Origin of the sequence: Nocardia sp. NPDC059177 (assembly GCF_042755165.1) — a bacterium.
In the GTDB taxonomy this organism is placed as follows: Bacteria; Actinomycetota; Actinomycetes; order Mycobacteriales; family Mycobacteriaceae; genus Nocardia.
The window spans coordinates 1-23477 of the sequence record NZ_JBHZBX010000038.1 but is presented as its reverse complement, the minus strand read 5'-3'; the positions used below and the strand labels follow the sequence as shown (position 1 = coordinate 23477).

Below are 23477 nucleotides of genomic sequence, written 5' to 3'. Positions count from 1 at the left end.
CACACCGCGCCGGTCGTCGTCAGGCTCGAGGGTCAGGCGGTGGCGGGGACCTGGTCGAGGAAGCCGTAGACGCTGTCGACGCGGCCGTCGGCGAGGACGGCGACGTCGAAGCCGATGACCACGGGTTCGCCGTCGGCGGGGCCGAGGGCCCAGGTGAAGCGGACCTGATCGTGGTGGGCGTCGACCGGGCCGGCCAGGCGGAAGGTCCAGTCCGGGAACTGGGTCTGTACGCCGGCGATGGCGGCCTCGAGTTCGGCGTGGCCGGTGACCGCGACCAGCGGATCGGTGTAGCGGGCCTGCGGGGTGAACAGGCGGGTGACCGCGGAGCGGCGGGCGCCGGGCTCACGGGTGTTCCAGGCCTCCAGGTACTGCGCGACGACGGTGTTCATCTCGACCTCCGAAATAGGCTTCGATCTGGTGTTTCGCGGGTTGTTCCTGCGATGACACCTACGTTATGGCGCGGTGGGGGCCCGGCGAATCAGTCGCCTATAGGTACTTTCGCGGCACCACTACTGACGGTCGCGGCGACGGCGCTAGCGTGGAGCGCATGCTGCACGGACGCGAAGCCGAACGGGCCCGGATCGACGATCTGCTCGCCGGGGCGCGCGAGGGACGCAGCGGGGCGCTGGTCGTGCGGGGCGAGGCGGGGATCGGCAAGTCGGCACTGCTGGATTACGCGGCGGCGCAAGGTCTTCCGACGGTGCGCAGCGCGGGGATCGAGTCCGAGGCCGAACTGCCGTTCGCGGCACTGCATCTGCTGGTGCGCCCCGGCATGGAACTGGTGCGCGCGTTGCCGCCACGCCAGCGCGCCGCGCTCGAGGCCGCCTTCGGCCTCGGCGCGGACTCCCCCGCCGACCGGATGCTGATCGGGCTCGCGACGCTGACGCTGCTCGCCGAGGAAGCCGCCGACGGGCCGCTGCTGTGCTTGATCGACGATGCGCACTGGCTGGACCGGGCGAGCGCGGAGACGCTGTTGTTCGCCGCGCGCAGGCTCGACGCGGAGGGCGTGGTCATCGTCTTCGCCACCCGGACCGGTCCGGAAGATTTCCCCGCCCCCGGCCTGCCGGAGCTCGTGGTGCCCGGGCTGCGTCCCGAGGCCGCGGCGGCGCTGCTCGATGCAGGCCCGGCCCGGTTGTCACCGGCGAACCGGTATCGGCTGCTCAGCGAGTCCGGTGGCAATCCCCTTGCGCTGCTGGAACTTCCGTCGGTCATCGGCGAGGTCGAGCAGACCCGTCCGCTGCCGCTGACGCAACGCCTGCAGCTGGCGTTCCACGGGCGGGTCGCCCGGCTGCCCGCCGCCTCGCGCACCGTGCTGCTGGTCGCCGCGGCGGCGGGTGCCCCTGACCTGGCGCCGGTCCTGCGCGCCGCGGCGACGCTGGGCGCCGGGCTGCCCGAGCTACAGCCCGCCCAGGACGCCGGACTGGTCGAGACCGACGGGCGGACCATCACCTGGCGTCATCCCCTGCTGCGCGCCGCGGTCTATCAGGGATCCGCGCTCGCCCAGCGGCTGGCCGCCCACCGGGCCCTGGCCGCCGCGCTCGACGACACCGACACCGCCGATCTGCGGGCCTGGCATCTCGCCTGTGCCGCGACCGGGCCGGACGAGCCGACCGCGGCCCTGCTCGAGCACACCGCCGATCGGGCCAGGCGCCGCAACGGATTCCACGGCGCGGTCGCCGCCTACGACCGCGCGGCCGCGCTCAGCGTCACCGAGACCGCGCGCGCACGCCGCCTCCTGCTGGCCGCCGAGACCGCGACCGAGGCCGGACTCACCGAACAGGCGACCGGGCTGGCCGACCGCGCGGCGGCGCTGACCACCGACCGCGGCGTCGAACTGCGTCTGGACCTGGTTCGCGCGCAGGCCGACTTCGCTGCGGGCACACCGGGTTCCGCGCATCGGCGGCTCGTCGCCGCGGCCGTCGCCACGCGGGCGAGCGACCCGGGCGGCGCGGCCCGCATCCTCACCAGGGCCGTGCACGCCGCCTGGTATCTCGGTCCGGCCGAGCTCACCGAGGTGGCCGAGGTGCTCGAGACGCTACCGCTGACCGAGGCCGATCCGATCACCCCGATCGTGCGCTATCTGACCACCGCGGTGGCCGGACGGCGCACGGTCGACCTGCGCACCGCCGCCACGCTCGCCCGCGCCAATGGGGCGGACGGCCCCGCGGATCTGGTGCAGCTGTGCGGCAGCGGGCTGGTCGTCGGGCAGGACGAGCAGGTCGGCGAACTCGCCGACGAGCTCATCGGCGAATGCCGGGAGCAGGGACGGATCGGGGTGCTCGCGCCGCTGCTGTTCTTCCGGGCCGAGACCCATCTGTTCGCTGGGCGCCCCGGGACGAGCCGGGTCGACGCCGAGGAAGGATTGCGGATCGCCGGGGATCTCGGGCAGGCGCACTGGATCGGCCAGCTCAGCGCGTTCCTGGCGTATCTGGCCGCCCTGCACGGCGACGAAGTGTCTTGTCACGCGTATGCCGAGCGCGCGCAGGCCGAGGAGTTCGGCGGGACGCGGGCCGTCGGCGCGTCCTGGGCGCACGCCGCGCTGGGATTGCTCGCGCTCGGGCAGGGCAGCCTAGAACAGGCACGGGCGGAACTGGCGCACATGGCGGTCGAACCGGCCCGCCACCACGTCAGCGGGCTGCGGGCGCTCACCGATCGGATCGAGGTGGCCGTGCGGCTCGGCGCGACCGCAGAGGCAGGCACCGCGCTCGGCGAACTCGACGCCTGGGCCCAGCGGGCCGATCAGGCGTGGATCACGGCGCTCTCGGCCAGGGGGCGGGCCCTGCTGACCGAGGGTCCGGCCGCCGAGGAGCATTTCCGCGCCGCGCTCGTCGCCAACCGCCCGTTCGACGAGGGCCGCACCCGGCTGCTCTACGGCGAATGGCTGCGCCGGGACAAGCGCAAGCTCGACGCGCGCACCCAGCTCGAGCAGGCCATCGCGCTGTTCGACCGGCTCGATGCCCGGCCGTGGCGCGAACGGGCCCGCACCGAACTGAACGCGCTGGGCGTCGGGGCCGGGGCAGCGGCGAACGCGGGACCGCTCAGCGTGCTGACACCGCAGGAGTCACAGATCGTGCGGCTGGCGGCACAGGGGTTGTCGAATCGGGAGATCGCGGCGCGGCTGTTCCTGAGTCACCGCACGGTCGGCCATCACCTGTACAAGGCGTATCCGAAACTCGGGGTGCTCGCGCGCGGGGAGCTGAGCGCGCTCGACCTCACGGAGTGAGCTGGTGGTGGGGCTCAGGCGCGGACGGCGCCGACGGTCCAGCGCAGGGCGGCGACGGCGGCCGCGAGCAGCACCGCGGCCTGCGGCGAGCCGACAATCAACAGCAGCAGCGCACCAACGACGAACCCGGCGACCAGCGCTTCGAGCTTGTAGACCGGCCATGCGCTCCCCGCGATGTCGACGGTCGCGGACGCTGCCGATGATGGGGTGACCACTGCCATGCACACAGGATAGACGCACAGAAGATTTCGGGCCACCGAACTTTCTCCGCGGGCGTTGTCGGGAACATCACACGGCGGCCGATCGTTGTGCAGGTCATGCCACTGACAGGAGAGTACGCACCGAGCACTTCGGACTGGGCCCGTCAACAGGCCGAGACCTACGAGAACTCCGGCGGAGCCGACGGCACCTCGATGCAGGGCAAGCCCGTCATCCTGCTCACCACCAAGGGCGCCAAGACCAGCAAACTGCGCAAGACACCGCTGATGCGGGTCGAGCACGACGGCGAATACGCCGTGGTCGCCTCGCTGGGCGGCGCACCCAAGAACCCCGTCTGGTACCACAACATCAAGGCCAACCCCCAGGTCGAGCTGCGCGACGGCACGGTCAACAAGGACTACACCGCCCGCGAGGTCTTCGGCGAGGAGAAGGCGCAGTGGTGGGAACGGGCGGTGGCGGCCTGGCCCGACTACGCCGAGTACCAGACCAAGACCGATCGCCAGATCCCGGTCTTCGTCCTCACCCCCAGCTGAGCGTCCAGCCCGCCTCGGTAGCATTGCCCGGGTGTCCCCTATCGCTGACGTCGCCGAAGTATCCGTATCCCGTCCGCCGCTGACCGCGGACGAGATCGACGCCGCCGCCCAGCGAATTTCGGCGATCATCGAGCCGACCCCGCTGCAGTACAGCCCGCGGTTGTCGGCCGAGACCGGTGCCCGGATCTACCTCAAGCGCGAAGACCTCACCGCCGTGCGCTCCTACAAGCTGCGCGGCGCCTACAACCTGATGGTCCAGCTCACCGACGCCGAGCGCGCGGCGGGTGTCGTCGCGGCCAGCGCCGGTAACCACGCGCAGGGCGTGGCCTTCGCGTGTAAGGCGATGGGTGTGCGCGGGCGCATCTACGTACCGACCACCACCCCGAAACAGAAGCGTGACCGGATCCGCGTGCACGGCGGCGAGTTCGTCGAGCTGATCGCGGTCGGCGAGACCTACGACGCGGCCGCCGCGGCCGCCGCCGACGATGTCGCAGGCACCGGCGCGACCATGGTGCCGCCGTTCGACGACCCGCGCACCGCCGCCGGTCAGGGCACCATCGCCGCGGAGTTCCTCGAGCAGCTGGGCACCGCGCCCGATCTGGTGATCGTCCCGGTCGGCGGCGGCGGCTGCCTGGCCGGCATCGGCACCTACCTGCGCGAACGCGCGCCGCAGGCCGGTCTGCTCGGTGTCGAGCCCTCGGGCGCGGCCTCGATGACCGCCGCGCTGGTGGCGGGTGCGCCGGTGACGCTGCCCGAGATCGACCCGTTCGTCGACGGCGCGGCGGTGCGCCGCATCGGTGAGCTGCCCTATCGGGCCGCGGCCTCCTTCGGCGGTCGCGTGGTCTCGCACGCCTCGCTGCCGCTGCTCACCGCCGCGGGCGTGCCCAACGGCACCGCCTCGTTCCGGATGATGCAGGTCGACGAGGGGGCCATCTGCACCGCGATGCTCGAGCTGTACCAGAACGAGGGCATCATCGCCGAGCCCGCGGGCGCGCTGGCCACCGCGGCGCTGTCCGAGATCCGCATCGAACCGGACACCACCGTGGTGGTGCTGGTCTCCGGCGGCAACAACGATGTCTCGCGCTACGGCGAGATCATCGAACGTTCGCTGGTGCACCGCGGTCTCAAGCACTACTTCCTGGTCGACTTCCCCCAGGAGCCCGGTGCGCTGCGCCGTTTCCTCGACGATGTGCTCGGTCCCGACGACGACATCACCATGTTCGAGTACGTCAAGCGCAACAACCGGGAGACCGGGTCCGCGCTGGTGGGTATCGAGCTCGGCGCGACCGACGATCTGGCTTCGCTGCTGCATCGCATCGAGGAGTCCCCGATCCAGGCCGAACGCCTGGAACCGGGTTCCCCCGCCTACCGCTACCTGACCTAGCGCCTACGCGGCCGCGCGGTCGATCCCCGCCGCGCGGTCCCGGGTGCTCGCCCGCACACCGGCCATGACCAGCGGCAACAGCCAGGCCATGGCGATCTGGTCGTAGGCCAGCGTGGCCTGGTCCATGCGGTTGTGCACGAAACCGACCGAGATGCCCGAGGCCGGGTCGACCCAGCCGAAGGAACCACCGAGCCCGATGTGGCCGAACCCGGTGCGCGCGCCGACGACCGGGAACGAGTGGAAGCCCAGGTGCCACATCATCGGCAGATAGAACAGGGCGTGGTCGAGGCGGTAGGTCTGCACCCGCCGGATCGCGCGGTGGGTGTGCGCGCTCAGATACGGGCGGCCGTCGACGGTGACGCCGTCGGCCAGCGCCGCGTACATCCTGGCCAGGCCCGACGCCGTGCAGACGCCGTTGCCCGCGGGCATCTCGGTATTCAGGATCGGCGGGTCGTCGCCGTCGAGGATGCCGTCCAGGCCGGGCACGAACAGGCAGCGCGCTGCCGCGCCGAGCGGGCCGGGCACCCACTGCCCGACCCGATCCAGGACCCCGGCGGCGACCGGGTTGGCCGCGAAGCGCAGGTGCGCGCCCGCCAGCCGGGCGTACTCGGTCGACGATCCCGGCGCGGGACGGCCGAGATGGATGCCGTCGATGCCGAGCGGATCGGTGACCTCGGCGCGGATGAGTTCGCTCATGCTCCGGCCGGTGATCGACCTGGCCAGGCCCGCCAGCAGCCAGCCGTAGGTGAGCGCGTGATAGGTCGGCACGCCGAGCAGGCGGTCGGGGGCGGCCATGGCCAGCCGGTCCTCCATCAGCTCGTGATCGAGCGATTCGGTGGCGGTGGCGGCGACCGCGGGCAGCGAGGACAGCCCGGCGCGGTGGGTGAGCACGTCGGCGACGGTGATCGAGCCCTTGCCGTTGGCGGCGAAACGCGGCCAGTACTCGGCGATCGGCGCCCGGTAGTCGAGCAGGCCGCGGTCGGCGAGCCGGTGGATGACGGTGGCGGTGACGCCCTTGGTCGCCGAGAACACGATCGCGCCGGTGTCGGCGGTCCAGGGCTGGTCCCCCGCGCTGCCCGCCCACAGCTGGGCCAATGGTTCGCCGTGCCGGTAGATCGCGAGTGCGCCGCCCGCATCGCGGCGGTGGCCGATCACGGTGGCGAAGGCGCGCACCAGTGGGCCGAATCCGGCCGGGGCGTCACCGCCGACACCGGCCGGTAGGGCAGCACTGTCCTGCCCGTAAGCGTCGTTGCTCATCGTTCAACCGTACGGATCATGTCCCGACCGGGCAATAACCGGTTTCCGACCGTGGCCGAGCCGTGCCCGGCCGTCATCACTCGGTGACCACGGTGCCCGCGCCGTCCCGCTCCTCCAGTACGGCGAAGCTGTGGCCCGAGACGAGTGTCCCCGCACCGCTTTCCGTCGCGGGCGCCCAGGCCAGCAGCACCCGGCCGTGCACCGGGATCACCGCGTCGTCCTCGGCGAGATTGCACACCACCGAGATTCGCCCGCGACGCAGCACGAACCAGCGGTCGGCTTCGTCGTAATCGGCCCAGACCCGTTCCAGCCAGGGGTCACTGAACTCCGGGCGGGCCTTGCGCAGGGCCAGCAGCGCGCGATAGCAGGCCAGCAATCGCGCGTGCGGTTCCCGGCCGAGCTCGGTCCAGTCCAGCCGGGAGCGGGTGAAGGTGGCCGGGTCCTGCGGGTCGGGCACCTCCTCGGCGGCCCACCCGTGTGCGGCGAACTCCGCGCGGCGGCCGGTGGCGGTGGCCGCGGCGACGGCCGGGTCGGTGTGCGAGGTGAAGAACTGGAACGGGGTGCGCGCGCCCCATTCCTCGCCCATGAACAGCATCGGGGTGCTCGCCGCGAGCAGCACCAGCGCCGCCTTCACCGCCAGCTGGCCGGGGGTGAGGTATTCGCTGGGGCGGTCGCCGCGGGCCCGGTTGCCGATCTGGTCGTGGTTGCAGGTGTAGCCGAGCAGGGCGCTGCCGGGGACGAGCTCGCGCCGGATCGGGGTGCCGTGGGTGCGGCCGCGGAAGCTGGAATACGTTGCGGCGTGGAAGAACCCGTGGGTGAGGGTCTGTGCCAGGCAGGCCAGGGAACCGAAATCGGCGTAGTAGCCCTGGCGTTCGCCGGAGACGGCGGTGTGTACGGCGTGGTGCAGGTCGTCGTTCCACTGCCCGGCCAGGCCGTATCCGCCCGCGGCGCGCGGGGTGATCAGGCGGGGGTCGTTGAGGTCGCTCTCGGCGATGAGGGTGAGCGGGCGGCCCACCTGCGCCGACAGCGCGGTGGTTTCGATGGACAGTTCTTCGAGCAGGTGGGTGGCGGTGCGGTCGACCAGGGCGTGTACGGCGTCGAGGCGCAGCGCGTCGAGGTGGAATTCGCGCAGCCAGCGCAGGGCGTTGTCGATGATGTGGCGGCGCACGGCGTCCGAGCCGGGGCCGTCCAGGTTCAGGCTCTGCCCCCAGGTGTTGCGGCCGTCGGTGAGGTAGGGGCCGAAGCGGGGCAGATAGTTGCCGGAGGGGCCGAGGTGGTTGTAGACCACGTCGAGGCAGACCGCCAGGCCGCGGGCGTGGCAGGCATCGACGAAACGCTGCAAACCGTCGGGTCCGCCGTAGCTCTCCTGCACCGCGTACCAGAGGACGCCGTCGTAGCCCCAGTTGTGGGTGCCGTCGAAGGCGTTGACCGGCATGAGCTCGACCGTGGTGACACCGAGTGCGACCAGGTGGTCCAGGCGTTCGATCGCGGCATCGAAGGTGCCGCCGGGGGTGAAGGTGCCGATGTGCAGTTCGTAGAACACCGCGCCGGCCAGTTGCCTGCCGGTCCAGCCCTGATCGGTCCAGCCGGCCGGGTCGAGGTCGTGCACCGCCGAGAGCGCGTGCACGCCGTCGGGTTGCCGGGCCGAACGCGGGTCGGGCAGGACGGTGGGATCGTCGTCGATCAGGAACCCGTAGCGGGCGCCCTGACCTGCTTCGGCCCTGGTCGACCACCAGCCGCCGCCGTTGCGCCGCATCGGCCGCGGCTGTCCGTCCAGTTGCAGCCGCACCGCCCCCGCCTCCGGCGCCCACACCCGAAACTGCCTCATCGGCTCAGCATCGCATGCGCCGACGCGGCTCGCGCGGGCAACGATCGCCGGTGTTCACGAGGCGTAGGCGCTCACCCCGACCGGGCCCGCGCCCACACACAGTGACTGGTCCGGCTCGAGTGACCGGATCCGCAGTGCCGACCCGCCGCCCAGCAGCCGGACGTAGACGGTGTTGAGGCCGCTGCGCACCTCGGCGAAGGTCTCGGTGTCGCCGGCGAAGGACAGGGCGATGCGGCCGTCCCGTTCGGCGAAGTAGTTCAGCTGGGCGGTCCAGTCGCGGATCTGCATGGGTCCGTCCAGCGGCAGCAGGGTCGAGGTGGTGCCGGAGACGCGATGGCCGCACCCCGGGCCTGCGACGATGGCACGGTTCCACCACACGTTCGCGTCGACGATCGTGCCGGTGTCGGTGATCATCCGGAGTTCCGGGGTCCAGAGTGCGAAGGTGTCCGGGCCGGCGATCGGGGCGAAGACGCGGTCGGTCATGTTCTCGGGAAAGGCCAAGGGGTTCAGGACATTCCAGGGGACCTCCTGCGGGAGCAGGGGCACGTCGACGGCCGGGAGGGCGGCGCGCACGCCGGTGACGTAGGTGCGGGCGGGGCTGGGTTCCCAGGAGCGGGTGAAGGTGATCGTCGAGAACACGCTGCTCACGACGAACAGTGCGGTGACCGCGGCGGGGATCCGGCGCTGGTGCGCACCGGCATACGCGCGGATGCCGTGATGGGGGACGGGCGAGTCACCCCTTCGTGCGGCAACCCGCCGGACAGCCTGACCGTCGGCGCCCTGGCGACCGGCGTTGTGACCGCCGGACTCGCTGTCCCGGATCGGCTCCGGCGCACCCGATCCAATCGGCGCACCGGAGCCAATCGGCGCATTGGGGCAGGGCACTCCACCGCGGCCGGTCGGCGCACCCCGGCCAGTCGGCGCACCAGCCGGACCGAACGGTGCGAGGGCGATCAGCGCGAGGGCGATGGTGGCGACGACCGCGAAGTCGGCGAAGTAGCGCAGGGATTGGAGCAGCAGGCCCGCGGTGCCGGGGCCGTCGCGGAGCAGGACCACCGGGGCGATGGTGACGACGGCATAGGCAACGGTGCCGAGCCAGACCGGCGCCACGCGGCGACGGGTGCGGATCGTCCATGCGGCGAACAGGATCAGGGCGATCCAGGAGACGACGACCGCGAGCACCGGCGGGTCGGCCCACGGGGTCGCGGGCTGCCAGCGTTCCCAGCGCCACGGCCCGCCGAACAGTCCGGGCACCAGGCCGTCCGACAGGGCGCGGCGCACCAGGATTCCCGGATTCTCCGGCGCGGACAGGCCGCGCGGGCGCTGGATCACCAGCAGGAAGCAGGCCGCCCAGGCCAGCAGGACAGCTCCCGCGGCGGTCCACAGCGCGGCGCCGCGGCGCGCGGCCTCCCGCACGGACTCCCCCGATACGTGCGCTGCCAGCACCGCCACCGCGAACGCGACCGGCAGCACCACCACCGATTTCTCGAACGACAGCAGCGCCAGCGCGAACACCGCCGCCCCCGACCCCGCGTACCGGCGGCGCCCGGTACGCACCAGCAGCACAGCGTCGGCGCTCACCCAGGCCAGGGCGATCTGGAGGGGCAGCGCGTTCACCGCGGCCGCCCACCAGGCGAAGGCGGGCAGGGTGAGCGGGACGAACAGGAAGAACAGCAGTGGGCCGAGCAGTCGCACTCGCGGACCGAGCAGCACCACGAGCAACCGCAGGACCGCCAGCGAGGCGAGCACCTGGAGTGCGAGCAGCACGGCAACGGCCGCCGTCCAGTCCAGTGGAGCCACGGTGGTGACCAGCCAGGTCAGGGCCAGCGCCAGCGGCATGACGTGCCCGTCGTGGCTGGTGAACAGCAGTTCGGGCGACCAGAGTGAATGGCTGCCCGCCCGGCCGATCAGCAGGTAGTCGTCCCAGTAGAAGAAGCCCGAAGCCCCCACCCATCCGCGCAATACCAGCTGCGCGAGGACCGCGGTCACCGCGACGATCAGAACCGTCCGGCCGGTCGGGCTGGTCCGCGACGAGCGCGGCGAGTCCTCCGGACAGGGTGGCGAGTCGAGCAGCGGCGCGGACGTCACGCCTCTCGAGGCTAGACCGCTGTGCGCCAGGCGACCATCACCATCGGTCCCAGCGCGCCGGGACCAGGGCTGTGCTCGGTGACATCTGTGGCGTGTCGCTGGGCGAGATTGCCGGCGGGTGACGGTCTTGTCGACGCCCGCCCCGGGACGTAATCGTCCGGCGCCGATCCGATCACCCGAGAAAGCCGGACACCGCCCGCAGCCAACGGCGTGGCTGATCGATGTGAGCCATGTGCGCCGCGTGATCGAGGACGACTGCTCGTGCCCCCGGAATCCGCGCTGCCGTGTCGACGGCGAGCGCGGCCGGGAAGGTCAGATCGTGGCGGCCGTGCAGGAGCAGCAGCGGGATGCCGGTGGCGGACAGCTGTTCGATCGGGTGGGTGAGGCGCGGGGAACGCAGGGCGCCCGCGTCGCGAGCGCTCGCCCAGTCCCCGGAGAAGTGGATCCGGTCGAGGCGACGGCGCAGATTCCGCACGGCGGACGGCCGGGCGAGGTTCGCCCGCGCGCCCGCTCGGGCGGCGGCTGCGGTGCGGGCTGGACCGGTGCGCGAAAGATCCGACCACACAGCGTTTTCCGGCGCCCGCAGCTCCCGCAGGCGCGGTGTATCGGCGTAGGCGTCCGGCGGCACGGGCAGCACACTGCTCGATGCGATGATCAGCCTGCCGATCCGGTCGGGTGCCGTCACGGCGAGGCGCTGGGCGAGCAGGCCGCCGAAGGAGAACCCGAGCACGTCGGCGCGGTCGGTGTCGAAGGCGTCGAGGACCGTGAGCAGGTCACCGACGACGGCATCGGGGTCGAAGGCGGACGGTGGCAGTGCACGGACCGAGCGGCCGCAGCCGCGCAAGTCGGGGAACAGCAGCCGATGGCGACCGGCCAGGCGGACCAGCGGGCGACGCAGGTAAGTGTGGTCCCAGTCGGGGCCGCCGTGGATCACCAGCAGTGTGCGCTCGGCGGGTCCGGTGGACCAGGCGACGAACTGCTCGACCGCGCCGGGCAGGGTGCGGTCGAGCAGGCGCGGCGGGGTCAGCCGAGGCAGCCGGGGCCCAGGAGGGCTTTGAGGTCGCCCATCAGTGCTGACGACGGAGAGACTCGCCAGGCGTCGTCCAACTTCAGGAGGGTGGTTTTCTCGCGGGCGCCTACGTGGCGGACGTGGACGTCGGAGGTGCCGGGGTGGCGGGAGAGGACCTTTTTGAGTTCGCCGATCTTGTCGGGGGTGCACATGCGGGTGGTCATGACGACCGCGACCGGTTTGGCGACGCCGATGGCGGAGAGGTCGGGGACGACCAGGTCGTTGGCGATCAGGGAGATGCGGTCGTCGCGGACGGAGACGCGGGCTTTGACCAGGACTACCGCGTCCTCGACCACGTCCATGCCGTAGACCGAATACGACTGCGGGAAGAACAGCACTTCCACGCCACCGGTGAGGTCTTCGAGCTGGGCCGAGGCCCAGGCCAGGCCGTTCTTGTTGATGCGCCGGTTCACCGAGGCGAGGATGCCGCCGATGGTGACCTGCGCGCCGTCCTTGACATCGCCTTCCAGGATGGCCGGGATGGGCGTGTCGACCTGGGCGGCCAGCACGTGCTCGACACCGTTGAGCGGATGCCCGGAGACGTAGAGGCCGAGCATCTCGCGTTCGAGGGCGAGCTTGTGCTTGGTCTCCCATTCGTCCTCGGGCACGCGCACATTGAAGACCGAGGCGACGGAGTCGTCGCCGTCGTCCAAGCCGCCGAACAGGTCGAACTGGCCGATCGCCTCGGCCTTCTTGGTCGACATCACCGCGTCGATCGCATCGGAATGGATCAGCAGCAGGCCCTTGCGCGGATGTCCGAGGGAGTCGAAACCGCCTGCCTTGATGAGCGATTCGGTGACCTTCTTGGAGCAGGCGATGGCGTCGATCTTGTTCAGGTAGTCGGAGAAGTCGGTGAACTTCGACTTCTCCTTGCGGGCGGCGATGATCGAGGACACCACATTGGCGCCGACATTGCGGACCGCGCCCAGGCCGAAGCGGATGTCCTTGCCGACCGAGGCGAAGTTCTGTTCGGACTCGTTGACATCCGGTGGCAGCACCGTGATGCCCATTTTGCGGCAGTCCGACAGGTAGATGGCGGCCTTGTCCTTGTCGTCACCGACGGAGGTGAGCAGACCGGCCATGTACTCGGCGGGATAGTTGGCCTTGAGGTAGGCGGTCCAGAAGGACACCAGGCCGTAGCCGGCGGCGTGCGATTTGTTGAATGCGTAGCCGGCGAACGGGAGGATGGTGTCCCACAGTGCCTTGATGGCCGGTTCGGAGAAGTCGTTGGCGAGCATGCCCTCGCGGAAGCCGGCGTAGGCCTCTTCCAGCACCGAGAGCTTCTTCTTACCCATGGCGCGGCGCAGGATGTCGGCCTGGCCGAGGGAGTACCCGGCGACCTTCTGCGCGATCTGCATGATCTGTTCCTGATAGACGATCAGGCCGAAGGTGTCGGCGAGGATCTCTTTCAGTGGCTCTTCGAGCTCGGGGTGGATCGGCTTGACTTCTTGGCGGCCGTTCTTGCGGTCGGCGTAGTCGTTGTGGGCGTTCATGCCCATCGGGCCGGGGCGGTAGAGCGCGAGCACGGCGACGATGTCCTCGAAGCCGGTGGGCTGCATGCGGCGCAGCAGGTCGCGCATGGCGCTGCCGTCGAGCTGGAACACGCCGAGGGTGTCGCCGCGGGCGAGCAGTTCGTAGGTGGCTGGATCGTTGAGCGGCAGGTGATCCATGTCCAGGTCGATGCCGCGGTTGGCTTTGATGTTCTCCAGGGCGTCACCGATGACGGTGAGGTTGCGCAGACCCAGGAAGTCCATCTTCAACAGGCCGATGGCCTCACACGACGGATAATCCCAGCCGGTGATGATCGCGCCGTCCTGCGCGCGTTTCCACACCGGGATCGCGTCGGTCAACGGCTCCGAGGACATGATCACCGCACACGCGTGCACACCCGCGTTACGGATCAGCCCTTCCAGACCTTTGGCGGTCTCGTAGATCTTGGCGATATCGGGATTGGAACCGATCAGTTCGCGGACCTCGGCGGCTTCCTTGTACCGCTCGTGCTCCGGATCGGTGATGCCCGACACCGAGATGTCCTTGGCCATGATCGGCGGCGGCAGGGCCTTGGAGATCTGGTCGGCGATGGCGAAACCGGGCTGACCGAACAGCACCCGCGCGGAGTCCTTGATCGCGGCCTTGGTCTTGATGGTGCCGAAGGTGATCACCTGCGCGACGCGGTCGCTGCCCCACTTCTCGGTGGCGTAGCGGACCATCTCACCGCGGCGGCGATCGTCGAAGTCGATATCGATATCGGGCATCGACACACGCTCGGGGTTGAGGAACCGTTCGAACAGCAACCCGTGCGGGATGGGGTCGATATTGGTGATACCCATCGCGTAGGCGACCAGCGAACCCGCGGCCGAACCACGGCCCGGACCGACCCGGATACCGACATCGAGGGCATGGCGGATCAGGTCACCGACGACGAGGAAGTAGGCGGGGAAACCCATCTCGCAGATGACACCGAGCTCGTAATCGGCACGGGCCAGATAGTCCTGCGGCGGGCCGTCGGGGAAGCGGCGGTCCAGACCGTCGAGGACTTCCTTGCGCAGCCAGCTGGCCTGGGTGTGGCCCTCGGGCACCGGGAAGATCGGCATCCGGTCACGGTGTTCCCACACATCGTCGTAGGACTGCACGCGTTCACCGATTCGCTCGGTGTTGTCGCAGGCGCCGGGGACTTCGGCGTCCCAGATGGCACGCATCTCCGCCGCCGACTTCAGGTAGTAGCCGTCACCGTCGAACTTGAAACGGGTCGGGTCCGACAGCGTCTTACCGGTCTGGATGCACAGCAGCGCTTCGTGATTGGTCGACTGGTCCTTGGTGACGTAATGACAGTCGTTGGTCGCGATCGGCGGGATCTCGAGCTGGCGGCTGACATTGATCAGACCCTCACGGACCCGGCGCTCGATGGACAGCCCGTGGTCCATCACCTCCAGGAAGAAGTTCTCCTTACCGAAGATCTCCTGCCACTTCGCCGCGGCTTCCAGGGCCTCGCGTTCGTGACCGAGGCGCAGTCGGGTCTGCACCTCACCGGACGGGCAGCCGGTCGTGGCGATGATGCCCTCGGCGTGCTGGGCGATGATCTCTTCGTCCATGCGCGCCCACTTGCCCAGCTGACCCTCGATCGAGGCCAGACTCGACAGCTTGAACAGGTTCCGCAGACCCGTCGCGTTCTCGGCGACCATCGTCATATGCGTGTAGGCACCGGAACCGGAGACGTCATCGCTCTTCTGACCGGGATCACCCCACTGCACACGTTTGGTGTTGAACCGCGACTCCGGCGCGATATAGGCCTCGATACCGATGATCGGCTTGATCCCGGCCTTCTTCGCGCTGTTGTAGAACTCGCTGGCTCCGTACATGTTGCCGTGGTCGGTCATGCCGACAGCGGTCATCCCCAACCGCTCCGCCTCCGCGAACAGCGGCGAAATCTTCGCCGCACCATCGAGCATGGAGTACTCGGTGTGGTTGTGCAGGTGAACGAACGATCCGGACGGAGCCAAGACGGTCCTTCCTCCCATGGTGTCGACGGGGGTTGGCCCCAGCATTCTAGGCACGGGGGTACGACAGGTTCCGCCAGCCACGCGTCGGCCCCACCGCTCGCCTCGCCGTGCTCCAGCGTGTCGTGTCGAACATCACCGGCAAGTCTCGGGCACAACGCACCGCACCGAATCAAGAACGTCGTCTATCTCACGTATGTTCGCCACGATGAACGATCGAGGGGGTGGCACGAGCCAGTTCGACGGGTTCCTGTTCGCGGAACGCGTCCTAGCTGGTCAAACGACCAACCGGTTGACGGCGGCCGAACGCGAGGCGATCGAATCGTACGCACTCAACGGCTACGAACGGATCATCTCTGCCCTGCGTGGCCTTACTCCGATGACAGCCGGGCTCGCACACCACATCGCCAGTATTCGATCGGGCCTTCAGCGCTACCCGTTGCCGCAAACCGTGCGGGTCACCCGGGAAGTCGATGCGTCGGTGCTCGGCATCGACACCGACGACCATGCGTCGCTGGCAGCGGTCATCGGCGACTATTTCACCGAGCTCGGTTTTCTGTCGACCAGCGGCAGCGAGTTTCCACCGAAGTCGAGACGACATGTTCAGCCGGTGATTCTCGAACTACTCGTCCCGGAGGGAACGCCGGCGTTGCGCTTGGCCGAACTGGCAGAAGTCCAGGATGAGAAAGAAGTCCTGGTCATCGACATGCGGATGTTCCTCGTCGTGAATACCGCGATAGATGATCGGCGTAGTATGTGGCGCATCGAGGCGATCGTGGTTCAGGAGGAGCAGTGAGCGCACTGACCGATGAAACGATGCGGCCTATCCGCGCGACGCCGAGCCCGGAACAAGCCGAGAAGCTGCGTGAGCAGGCCGAGAAAATTCTCGGCCGCGAGCTCGCGCTGCCGCAGACCGAACGATCGAAGAAGTCGGCCTGATTCGAGCAGATGATCGGCTGTCGCCATGACCACCGTCGTACTGGTCGGCGCCGGGTTGGTCGCTGTGCTGGTGATCGCGCTGGTGATCTGGCGGCGGACTCAGCGGGTGGTGACCACGCCGGCGCAGCGGGCGGTGCATCAGGCGTTGCATACCGCGTCGCTGGCGGCGGTGCCACTGCGGCGGGGGTTGACCGAAGGGTCGGCGGAGGCGGCGGCGCCGCATCTGCGAGCGCTGGCGGGGGCCGAGGCGTTGGGGGTGGCGGATGCGGAGGCGCGGGTGCTGGCCTGGGACGGGCCTGCGACGGCGATGCTCGAGGTGTTCGAGGACGCGGCGCGGCGGGCGATCGCGGACGAGCGGGCGGTGCTGATCACCGGTGACGAGCACTGCTTGATCGCCCAGCCATTGCTGATCGTCACGGGTGCGGCGGTGGGGGCGCTCGGGATGGTGACAGCGGGCAAGCCCGGGCCGGGCATGCTCGGGGCGGCCGGTGAGGTGGCGCGCTATGCCTGCGGGCAACTGGAACTGGCGGAGCTGGATGCCTCGCGGGCCCGGGTGGACCGGGCCGAATTGCGGGCGCTGCGCGCGCAGATCAGCCCGCATTTCATCTACAACGCGCTCAATACGATCGCCTCGTTCGTGCGCACCGATCCGGATCGGGCCCGTGAACTGATCCTCGAATTCGCCGACTTCACCCGGTACTCCTTCCGTGCCGCAGGCGAATTCACCGTACTGGCCGACGAATTGCGCAATATCGAACGCTATCTCGCCCTCGAACAGGCCCGCTTCGGTGACGCGCTGGACGTGCGCCTGCGCATCGCCCCCGAAGTCCTCGGCGTCGTGCTGCCCTTCCTCGCCCTGCAACCCCTCGTCGAGAACGCGGTCCGCCACGGCCTGGCCGGTGGCGGGCGCGGCGGTCAGATCGGCATCGTCGCCATCGACGCGGGCACCGACTGCCTGATCAGCGTCGAGGACGACGGCATCGGCATGGACCCCGACCTGCTGCGCTCCGGGGCCCTCGACGCTGTCGACACCGATACCGGCCCCGCCCGCACCGGCGAGGCCGCCCACGTGGGCCTGGCCAATGTCGACGACCGCCTGCGCGCCGCCTTCGGCAACGACTACGGCCTCGTCGTGGAAACCGCCCCCGGCGCGGGCACGAAAGTCAGCATGCGCGTGCCGAAGTTCCGCCCCGGCATCCGCGCCTGACTGGCCGGTCGAGCCACCGGACGGGGTTCGCAGCGTCGTGCGCGGCGCGCGCGGTTACGATGGACAGGTTGTGACCTGGAACACCAATGAACCCTCGACCGCGCTGCGGGTGCTCGCCGTCGATGACGAGAAACCCGCGCTCGACGAATTGGTGTATCTGCTCAGCGCGCAGGGCGGGGTCGGGCAGATCCATCGGGCCGGGGAGGCGACGGCGGCGTTGCGGTTGTTGCGGGCGCATCCGATCGACGCGGTGTTTCTCGATATCGATATGCCGGGGCTGACGGGGATGGAGCTGGCGGGGATTCTGTCGGAGTTCGCGGAGCCGCCCGCGGTGGTGTTCGTGACCGCGCACGATGATCACGCGGTGGCGGCGTTCGATCTGGGGGCGGTGGACTATCTGCTCAAGCCCCTGCGGACCGAGCGGCTGGCCGAGGCGGTGCGGCGGATCATGGCGGCCCGGGCGGCGGCGCCCGCGGTGGCGGTGGCGGAACCGGCGCATCCGAGCGAGGTGATCCCGGTGGAGCTCGGCGGGGTGACGACGCTGGTGAACCGGGCCGATGTGGCCTGGGTCGAGGCCGACGGGGACTACGCGCGGCTGCACACCGGGACCGGGTCGCATCTGGTGCGGATTCCGCTCTCGGCCCTCGAATCGCGCTGGGAGGACGCCGGATTCCTGCGGGTGCACCGGTCGTATCTGGTGGCGTTGCGGCTGGTCACCGGGTTGCGCAGCGCCGGGACGGGCACAGTGGTGTGTCTGCGGGCCGAGGGTGCGGCCGGTGCGGTGGAGTTGCCGGTGAGCAGGCGGCAGGTGCGCGAACTCAAACAGCGGCTGGTGCACGGCCCGCGGCAGAATTGGTCGCAACGGTGACGGGCAATCGCCCGGCGCGCCGGGGCATACGACAGGTGCGTGCGCTCGGGCAGCGTTCGGCGCCCGCTCGACGGTATCGGGCTCCGCGGTGACGGGTCCGCAGCGGCCGGCGCGGGAACGGGTCGTGCTGGCGCAGCGGCGGGGGGCGCGGCAGGTCAGGACGCGGACCGAAGTGGTGGAGCAGACCGATCTCGGGGCGGCGCTGATCGGCGGGCTGATCCGGGCGCAATTGGGATTGGCGCTGCGCCTGAGTGTGGTGGTGGTCGCGGTGTTCGGCTCGCTACCGGTGCTGTTCGGGATCGACGCGATCGCCACGACGACCGTTTTCGGCATCCGGCTGCCCTGGATCGTGCTGGGCGTGCTCGCTTTCCCGGCGTTGTACGCGGTGGGCCGCCTGTATGTGCGTCTGGCACAACGCAACGAGGACGACTTCCTCGAGCTGGCCGGAGACTGAGCCGTGCGCCTCCGCCACCCCGGGTGCCACCGACGCCCGCGCACCACGGCCTGCGTGCCAGCCGGTCCGCCACCGGCCAACTCCTGCATGCCGGCCAGTCCGCCGGCGAGCACCGATAGCCTGATCCGCGCCTACCGGGCGGCCCATCCGAATCGGCGAGCAGCGCGATGACCCCCGCGCTCACGGTCGCCGCCGTCCTGCTCGCCGCGCTGGCCACCATCGCCATCGGCGTCTACGGAGTTCGCCTGTCGCGCACCACCTCCGATTTCCTGGTCGCGTCGCGCACGGTCGGGTCGCGGTGGAATGCCGCAGCGATCTCCGGTGAATACCTGTCCGCCGCGTCCTTTCTCGGCGTCGCCGGGCTGATCGCCAAATACGGTGCCGACGCGCTCTGGTACCCGGTGGGGTTCACCGCCGGATATCTGAGTCTGCTGATGTTCGTCGCCGCTCCCCTGCGCCGGTCCGGCGCCTACACCGTGCCGGACTTCGCCGAATTCCGGCTGGGCTCGATCCGGTTGCGGCGCATGGCCGCCGGGCTGGTGGTCGTGGTCTGCGCGGTGTATCTGATCCCGCAGTTCCAGGGTGCGGGACTGACGCTGCACATCCTGCTCGGGGTGCCCGCGTGGGTGGGCGCGGTGGCGGTCGGGGTGATCGTGCTGGTGAACGTGATCGGCGGCGGGATGCGCTCGGTGACGTTGGTGCAGGCGTTCCAGTACTGGCTGAAACTGACCGCGGTGGCCGTCCCCGCACTGGTGCTCGGGCTGCATTTCCTCGCCGACGAACCGCCGGTCGGCACCCCGGCCCCGCCGATGGTGGACGCGCGCACCACCGTCGACATCTCCACCGATGTCGTGGTGCACCTCGACATCGCGCAGCAGGTCACCATCACCGGCACGGTGGACGGCCGCACCGCCGACGGGCCCGTCGTGCTCACCCCCGGCGACCACACCCTCGCCGCGGGCACCGAGCTGATCCTGGACGCGGGCGCGGCGGTACCGGTGGTCGCCCGCGCGCCCGCCGACGGGGCGAGCTGGGTGGCGGCGGGCGGCGGTTTCGGCGGCGAACATCCGCAGTACCAGGTGTTCTCGCTGATCGTGGCGACCTTCCTCGGCACCATGGGTCTGCCACATGTCCTGGTGCGTTTCTACACCAATCGGGACGGGCCGTCGGCGCGGCGGACGGCGCTGGCGGTGATCGGGCTGGTCGGCGTGTTCTACCTGTTCCCGATCCTGCTGGGGGTGTTCGCGCGGCTGTACGTGCCACAGCTGCTGATCACCGGCGCTTCCGACGCCGCCGTGGTGCTGCTGCCGGGCGCGGTGCTCGGCGGGCTCGGCGGGCAGCTGGTGGCCGCGCTGGCCGCCGCCGGGGCGATCGCGGCCTTCCTGTCGACCTCGTCGGGGCTGCTGGTGAGCTTGGCCGGGGTGCTCGGCACCGATGTGCTGCGCGGGCGGATCCGCGACTTCCGCGCGGCCGCGCTGGTCGCCGGGCTGGTCCCGCTGACGCTGGCGCTCACCGTCGCCTCCCTCGACCTGTCCCGCACGGTCGCGCTGGCTTTCTCGGTGGCTGCCTCCACGCTGTGTCCGCTGCTGGTGCTCGGCATCTGGTGGCGTGGGCTGACCGCGGCGGGCACGGCGTGCGGGATGTTCGTCGGTGGCGTCACGGCCGGCGGGGCGACCGTGCTCGCGGTCCTGGGCGGGGTCTCCCCCACGCTGGCCGACGGCTGGGCGGCCGCGGTCGTCGACTACCCGGGCGCGGTGAGCGTACCGTTGGCGTTCGCGGTGACCGTGCTGGTGAGCCTGGCGACCAAGCGGCAGGATCCGCGCACCGTCGCCGACGTTTTCGTCCGCATGCACGCCCCGGAGCGGCTGGGTGTGAGCGCCGACCGGGAACCGCGCACCGGCCCGCGCCGCTGACCGTTCGTCGCGCCACAGCGACCGTTCACCGCACCAGCGCCCACCTTCACCGAGTGACCCACGCCACATCGAGACGGCGCTGTGGTCGGCGTCCTACCGTCATTTCACGCACGACCCCCCTCACGCTAGGACCACCGCCCATGACCGAAACCGACACCGAAGAAGCGCCCGACCGGCGCACACCGAGTGCCGACGAATGGCTCGAAGTACAAGCGAGCCCCCAGTTCCAGGATCTACGGAACCGGCTGCGCCGCTTCGTGTTCCCGATGACGGCACTGTTCCTGATCTGGTACCTGAGCTATGTCGTGCTCGGCGCGTACGCGCACGACTTCATGGCGACGAAGGTCTTCGGCAACATCAATGTGGGTTTGCTGCTCGGCCTCGGGCAGTTCGTCTCCACGTTCCTCATCACCGGGCTCTATGTCCGGTTCGCCAATCGTGAGCTGGACCCGCGTGCCGCGGCCATCCGCGAATCTCTCGAGGGAGCCCGCGCGTGAACATCCTCGCCGCGGATACGACGGTGGGCAGTCCCGTCGCCAATATCGCCATCTTCGCGCTGTTCGTCGCGATCACCATGGTCGTGGTGATCCGGGCCAGCCGCAACAACGCCAGTGCCGCCGACTATTTCACCGGCGGTCGTGGCTTCTCCGGCCCGCAGAACGGCATCGCGATCGCCGGTGACTACCTGTCGGCGGCGAGTTTCCTCGGTATCGCGGGCGCGATCGCCGTCTACGGCTACGACGGCTTCCTGTATTCGATCGGCTTCCTCGTGGCCTGGCTGGTCGCGCTGCTGCTGGTGGCCGAGATGCTGCGCAACACCGGCAAATTCACCATGGCCGACGTGCTCAGCTTCCGGTTGAAGGAGGGCCCGGTCCGCACCGCGGCCGCGCTGACCACGCTCACCGTGTCGCTGTTCTATCTGCTGGCGCAGATGGCGGGCGCGGGCGGTCTGGTGGCGCTGCTGCTCGACGTCTCCTCGCGCACCGGGCAGTCGGTGGTGATCGCGATCGTCGGCGTGCTGATGATCGTCTACGTCCTGATCGGTGGCATGAAGGGCACCACCTGGGTGCAGATCATCAAGGCGGTGCTGCTCATCGCCGGCGCCGCGCTGATGACGGTGATGGTGCTGGCCAAGTTCGGTTTCAACTTCTCCGACATCCTCGGCGCCGCACAGGAATCGGTGAGCGAGTCGGCGAACAAGGCGGTCGCCGCCCGCGACGTGCTCGCGCCGGGCGCCCAGTACGGCGGCAGCGACACCTCCAAGCTGAACTTCCTGTCGCTGGGTCTGGCGCTTGTGCTGGGCACCGCGGGTCTGCCGCACGTGCTGATGCGCTTCTACACCGTCCCGACCGCGAAAGAGGCTCGGCGCTCGGTGGTCTGGGCGATCAGCTTGATCGGCGCGTTCTACCTGTTCACCCTGGTGCTCGGGTACGGCGCGGCGGCCATCGTCGGCCCGGACAAGATCCTCGCCGCGGCCGGTGGCCAGAACTCGGCGGCGCCGCTGCTGGCCTTCGAGCTCGGTGGCGTGATCCTGCTCGGGGTGATCTCCGCGGTCGCGTTCGCGACGATCCTGGCGGTGGTGGCGGGTCTGACGATCACCGCGTCGGCCTCGTTCGCCCACGACATCTACGCCAGCGTGATCAAGAAGGGCAAGGTCGAGGAGGCCAAGCAGGTGCGGGTCTCGCGGATCACCGCCGTGGTGATCGGGGTGCTCGCGATCGGCCTCGGCATCCTGGCCAACGGCCAGAACATCGCGTTCCTGGTGGCGCTGGCGTTCGCGGTGGCGGCGGCGGCGAACCTGCCGACGATCCTGTACTCGCTGTTCTGGAAGCGGTTCAACACCACCGGCGCGCTGTGGTCGATGTACGGCGGCCTGATCTCGACCATCGTGCTCATCGTGTTCTCGCCCGCGGTGTCGGGCAGCAAGACCGCGATGATCAAGGGCGTCGATTTCCACTGGTTCCCGCTGTCGAACCCCGGCATCGTGTCCATTCCGCTGGCGTTCGCGCTCGGCGTGGTCGGCACCCTGGTCGGTGGCCGCGGTAAGCCGGAAGATCCGGTCAAGGCCGCGGAGATGGAGGTCCGTTCGCTCACCGGTGTCGGTGCGGAGAAGGCGATCTCGCACTAGTACCCCCTTGCCCGTGCCGGTGGTCCGCCACCGGCACGGGCCGTATCCCCCCGTTCGTCGAAGGAGAATTCTTGTGACCAGCTACGCCCCCGACGCGGAGTTCGCCGCCCAGGCGAATGCCGATGCCGCGCTCTACGAGCGGGGTGAGACCGACCGCGACGGCTTCTGGGCCGAGCAGGCGAACCGGCTGCACTGGCACAAGCCCTTCACCCAGGTCCTGGACTGGACCGACGCCCCCGTCGCGCGCTGGTTCGCCGACGGCGAGCTCAATGTGGCCTACAACTGCGTCGACCGCCACGTCATCGACGGGCACGGCGACCAGGTCGCCATCCACTGGGAAGGCGAGCCGGGCGATTCGCGGGCGATCACCTATCGCGAGTTGCTCGACGAAGTGTGCCGTGCGGCGAACACTTTCACCGCGCTCGGGTTGGTCGCCGGTGACCGGGTGGCGATCTACATGCCGATGGTGCCCGAGGCGATCGTGTCGATGCTCGCCTGCGCGCGCCTCGGCCTCACCCATTCGGTGGTGTTCGCCGGATTCTCCCCGAGCGCGCTGCGGCAACGCGTGGACGACGCTGAAGCGCGCCTGATCATCACCACCGACGGGCAGTGGCGGCGCGGCAAGCCCGCTCCCCTCAAGTACGCCGTCGACGAAGCGCTCGGCACCGATCCGACGAGTGTCGAACACGTCCTGGTGGTGCGCCGCACCGGTCTCGAGGTGCCGTGGACCGAGGTCCGTGACCTGTGGTGGGACGAAACCGTCGCTGTCGCTTCACCTGAACACGAAGCCCAGCCCTTCCCCGCCGAACACCCCCTCTTCATCCTCTACACCTCCGGCACCACCGGAAAACCCAAAGGCATCCTGCACAC

General features: G+C 69.9%; 19 protein-coding genes. 12 read left to right on the top strand and 7 right to left on the bottom strand.

Annotated elements, in window-relative coordinates; translation table 11 throughout:
• Positions 1-32: 32 nt before the first annotated feature.
• The gene (locus ACFXK0_RS28505; protein ID WP_379414157.1) at positions 33-389 is read right to left on the bottom strand and encodes a nuclear transport factor 2 family protein; all 357 of its coding nucleotides are present in this window, start codon (positions 387-389) and stop codon (positions 33-35) included.
• 158 nt (positions 390-547) lie between these two features.
• Between ACFXK0_RS28505 and ACFXK0_RS28500 the strand changes: the two genes are divergently transcribed.
• Positions 548-3223, top strand: coding sequence for an AAA family ATPase (locus ACFXK0_RS28500; RefSeq protein WP_379414156.1), 2676 nt, complete (start codon positions 548-550; stop codon positions 3221-3223).
• Between the two features lie 14 nt (positions 3224-3237).
• Here ACFXK0_RS28500 and ACFXK0_RS28495 read toward each other — a convergent pair whose 3' ends face one another.
• The gene (locus ACFXK0_RS28495; protein WP_379414155.1) at positions 3238-3444 is read right to left on the bottom strand and encodes a hypothetical protein; all 207 of its coding nucleotides are present in this window, start codon (positions 3442-3444) and stop codon (positions 3238-3240) included.
• Positions 3445-3540: 96 nt separating this feature from the next.
• Between ACFXK0_RS28495 and ACFXK0_RS28490 the strand changes: the two genes are divergently transcribed.
• On the top strand, positions 3541-3975 hold the full coding sequence (locus ACFXK0_RS28490; RefSeq protein WP_379414154.1) for a nitroreductase family deazaflavin-dependent oxidoreductase: 435 nt from the start codon (positions 3541-3543) through the stop codon (positions 3973-3975).
• 40 nt (positions 3976-4015) lie between these two features.
• The gene (gene ilvA / locus ACFXK0_RS28485) at positions 4016-5359 is read left to right on the top strand and encodes a threonine ammonia-lyase IlvA (protein ID WP_379414164.1); all 1344 of its coding nucleotides are present in this window, start codon (positions 4016-4018) and stop codon (positions 5357-5359) included.
• Positions 5360-5362: 3 nt separating this feature from the next.
• Here ilvA and ACFXK0_RS28480 read toward each other — a convergent pair whose 3' ends face one another.
• The 5 genes from ACFXK0_RS28480 to dnaE form a co-directional block, all read right to left on the bottom strand.
• Complete coding sequence (locus tag ACFXK0_RS28480; protein WP_379414153.1) at positions 5363-6616, bottom strand: serine hydrolase domain-containing protein; 1254 nt, start codon at positions 6614-6616, stop codon at positions 5363-5365.
• A gap of 76 nt (positions 6617-6692) precedes the next feature.
• Positions 6693-8444 carry a malto-oligosyltrehalose trehalohydrolase gene (treZ, locus tag ACFXK0_RS28475; RefSeq protein ID WP_379414152.1) on the bottom strand — a complete coding sequence of 584 codons (1752 nt, stop codon included), beginning with the start codon at positions 8442-8444 and terminating at the stop codon, positions 6693-6695.
• 54 nt (positions 8445-8498) lie between these two features.
• The gene (locus tag ACFXK0_RS28470) at positions 8499-10532 is read right to left on the bottom strand and encodes a hypothetical protein (protein ID WP_379414151.1); all 2034 of its coding nucleotides are present in this window, start codon (positions 10530-10532) and stop codon (positions 8499-8501) included.
• 172 nt (positions 10533-10704) lie between these two features.
• On the bottom strand, positions 10705-11466 hold the full coding sequence (locus ACFXK0_RS28465) for an alpha/beta fold hydrolase (protein WP_379414150.1): 762 nt from the start codon (positions 11464-11466) through the stop codon (positions 10705-10707).
• A gap of 89 nt (positions 11467-11555) precedes the next feature.
• Positions 11556-15119 (bottom strand): DNA polymerase III subunit alpha, encoded by a 3564-nt coding sequence (dnaE, locus tag ACFXK0_RS28460; RefSeq protein WP_379414149.1) that lies wholly within the window; start codon positions 15117-15119, stop codon positions 11556-11558.
• A gap of 187 nt (positions 15120-15306) precedes the next feature.
• Between dnaE and ACFXK0_RS28455 the strand changes: the two genes are divergently transcribed.
• The 9 genes from ACFXK0_RS28455 to ACFXK0_RS28415 form a co-directional block, all read left to right on the top strand.
• Positions 15307-15894: an ADP-ribosyltransferase gene (locus ACFXK0_RS28455; RefSeq protein WP_379414148.1), complete on the top strand. Its 588-nt coding sequence runs from the start codon at positions 15307-15309 to the stop codon at positions 15892-15894.
• Entirely contained in the window at positions 15891-16037 is a 147-nt protein-coding gene (locus tag ACFXK0_RS28450; RefSeq protein WP_379414147.1) for a hypothetical protein, read from the top strand. The genes ACFXK0_RS28455 and ACFXK0_RS28450 overlap by 4 nt, the downstream gene beginning before the upstream one ends.
• 25 nt (positions 16038-16062) lie before the next feature.
• On the top strand, positions 16063-17244 hold the full coding sequence (locus ACFXK0_RS28445) for a sensor histidine kinase (protein WP_379414146.1): 1182 nt from the start codon (positions 16063-16065) through the stop codon (positions 17242-17244).
• A 70-nt stretch (positions 17245-17314) separates the two neighbouring features.
• On the top strand, positions 17315-18112 hold the full coding sequence (locus tag ACFXK0_RS28440; RefSeq protein ID WP_379414145.1) for a LytR/AlgR family response regulator transcription factor: 798 nt from the start codon (positions 17315-17317) through the stop codon (positions 18110-18112).
• 88 nt (positions 18113-18200) lie between these two features.
• Complete coding sequence (locus ACFXK0_RS28435; protein ID WP_379414144.1) at positions 18201-18566, top strand: hypothetical protein; 366 nt, start codon at positions 18201-18203, stop codon at positions 18564-18566.
• A gap of 167 nt (positions 18567-18733) precedes the next feature.
• Entirely contained in the window at positions 18734-20479 is a 1746-nt protein-coding gene (locus ACFXK0_RS28430) for a cation acetate symporter (RefSeq protein WP_379414143.1), read from the top strand.
• A 140-nt stretch (positions 20480-20619) separates the two neighbouring features.
• Entirely contained in the window at positions 20620-20976 is a 357-nt protein-coding gene (locus ACFXK0_RS28425) for a DUF485 domain-containing protein (protein ID WP_379414142.1), read from the top strand.
• Positions 20973-22607: a cation acetate symporter gene (locus tag ACFXK0_RS28420; RefSeq protein WP_379414141.1), complete on the top strand. Its 1635-nt coding sequence runs from the start codon at positions 20973-20975 to the stop codon at positions 22605-22607. The genes ACFXK0_RS28425 and ACFXK0_RS28420 overlap by 4 nt, the downstream gene beginning before the upstream one ends.
• A 73-nt stretch (positions 22608-22680) precedes the next feature.
• Positions 22681-23477: AMP-binding protein (locus tag ACFXK0_RS28415; protein ID WP_379414140.1), on the top strand; the 797-nt coding region annotated here is incomplete at its 3' end.